Source organism: Mesorhizobium sp. M7A.F.Ca.CA.004.12.1.1 (genome assembly GCF_003997835.1).
Lineage (GTDB): Bacteria > Pseudomonadota > Alphaproteobacteria > Rhizobiales > Rhizobiaceae > Mesorhizobium.
Map to the genome: position 1 here is coordinate 1 of NZ_RZRK01001101.1, position 1,550 is coordinate 1,550.

Genomic DNA, 1,550 nt, shown 5'->3' on the forward strand with positions numbered 1-1,550 from the left:
AAGAAGGTCGGCGTCGTTGCCGCCGGCCATTCCTCCGTCATCATGAACATGGCAGGCGTGCGCATGCCGCTGGAAAGTTATCCGCTGCAGGCGCTGGTGTCGGAACCGGTCAAGCCGGTGGTGCCCTGCGTGGTGATGTCGAACACGGTGCACGCCTATATCTCGCAGTCCGACAAGGGCGAGCTGGTGATCGGCGCCGGCACCGACCAGTATGTCTCCTATTCGCAGACCGGCGGCTTGCACATATTGCAACATACGCTCGACGCCATCTGCGAGATGTTCCCGATCTTCACGCGCATGAAGATGCTGCGCTCGTGGGGCGGCATTGTCGACGTCACGCCCGACCGCTCGCCGATCCTGGCCAAGACGCCGGTGCCGGGCCTCTATGTCAATTGCGGCTGGGGCACGGGCGGCTTCAAGGCAACGCCGGGTTCGGGCCATGTCTTTGCCCACACCATCGCCAAAGACGATCCGCATCCGATCAACGCGCCCTTCACCATCGAACGCTTCCGCACCGGACGGCTCATCGACGAGGCGGCGGCGGCGGCGGTGGCGCACTGATGATGGCTGAGATGGCTGTCGCGATGCCGCTGATGCTGGCGGGGGAGCAAGTGCTGGCGGGAGAACGGGGCATGTTCCATTTTCCCTCGCCGGATGAAGTGCGCACGCAGCCGATCAGCCGTGCCGGCAACGAAGCCGGCTGGCCGTTTTCGGTCGATGACGGCACGTTGGCCTGCGTCTGGAGCGGCGGCCAGAGGGTGGTGATGTTCTTCGAGGGACGACCCGAAGGGCTCGAAGAAGACGAGACATTCCAGCCGCGTCAAGTCATCGTCACAACCGATCCGATGCAGCTCACCCTCGGCAACATGGCGTCCCGCGATCTGTTTCGTCCCGCTGCAAGCGTGGAAGAGCGCATCCGGCTCGTCGCACCGTTCGCGACCCTGGGACAGAAGCTTTGCGATCAACCGGCGGGCGCCCGCGTCGGCCACGGCGAATTGTAGGAACGAACCAAATGCTTCTCATCCGCTGCCCCTATTGCGAGGAAGAGCGTCCGGAACTCGAGTTCCGCAACGCCGGCGAGGCGCACATCGCGCGCTCGGCCAATATGGCCGGCGAGAGCGACGACGATTTTGAAAAGTTCTTCTTCATCCGCTCCAACCCCAAGGGCATCATTTATGAGCGCTGGCGGCACATGCATGGCTGTGCGCGCTTCTTCAATGCCGTACGCGACACCGTCACCGACAAATTCGTCATGACCTACAAGGCCGGCGAGCGGAAGCCGTCGAAGCTCCCGGGAGTTGCCAAATGAGCGGCGCGTTCCGCATTCCCGGCGCTGGCCGCTTCAGCCAAGCCAAGACCGCGCGGTTCAGCTTCGATGGCCGGTCCTATGCCGGCATCGAGGGCGACACGCTGGCCTCGGCGCTGCTCGCCAATGGCGTCCATCTCGTCGGCCGTTCGTTCAAGTACCACCGTCCGCGCGGCATCCTGTCGGCGGGCGCCGAGGAGCCGAACGCCCTGGTCGAAATCAAGCGCGACGCGGCACGCAAGAC

The 1,550-nt window shown here is 64.2% G+C and carries 4 protein-coding genes; all 4 read left to right on the plus strand.

All coding sequences use genetic code 11. The annotated features are described in order from the left end of the window. A partial coding sequence (locus tag EN984_RS34045) for an FAD-dependent oxidoreductase (protein ID WP_127384330.1) occupies positions 1 to 561 on the plus strand: 561 nt, incomplete at its 5' end. After that, positions 561 to 1,001, plus strand: a complete 441-nt coding sequence (locus EN984_RS34050) for a hypothetical protein (RefSeq protein WP_127270055.1) — start codon at positions 561 to 563, stop codon at positions 999 to 1,001. The genes EN984_RS34045 and EN984_RS34050, both read left to right, overlap by 1 nt. A gap of 11 nt (positions 1,002 to 1,012) precedes the next feature. After that, on the plus strand, positions 1,013 to 1,309 hold the full coding sequence (locus EN984_RS34055; RefSeq protein WP_127270054.1) for a sarcosine oxidase subunit delta: 297 nt from the start codon (positions 1,013 to 1,015) through the stop codon (positions 1,307 to 1,309). Further along, positions 1,306 to 1,550, plus strand: a 245-nt coding sequence (locus EN984_RS34060) for a 2Fe-2S iron-sulfur cluster-binding protein (RefSeq protein ID WP_164765894.1), incomplete at its 3' end; no start/stop codon positions are given. The genes EN984_RS34055 and EN984_RS34060, both read left to right, overlap by 4 nt.

Coding starts and splice junctions, on each gene's coding strand:
- EN984_RS34050 (WP_127270055.1), top strand. CDS start 561: ATGATGGCTGAGATGGCTGTCGCGATGCCGCTGATGCTGGCGGGGGAG.
- EN984_RS34055 (WP_127270054.1), top strand. CDS start 1,013: ATGCTTCTCATCCGCTGCCCCTATTGCGAGGAAGAGCGTCCGGAACTC.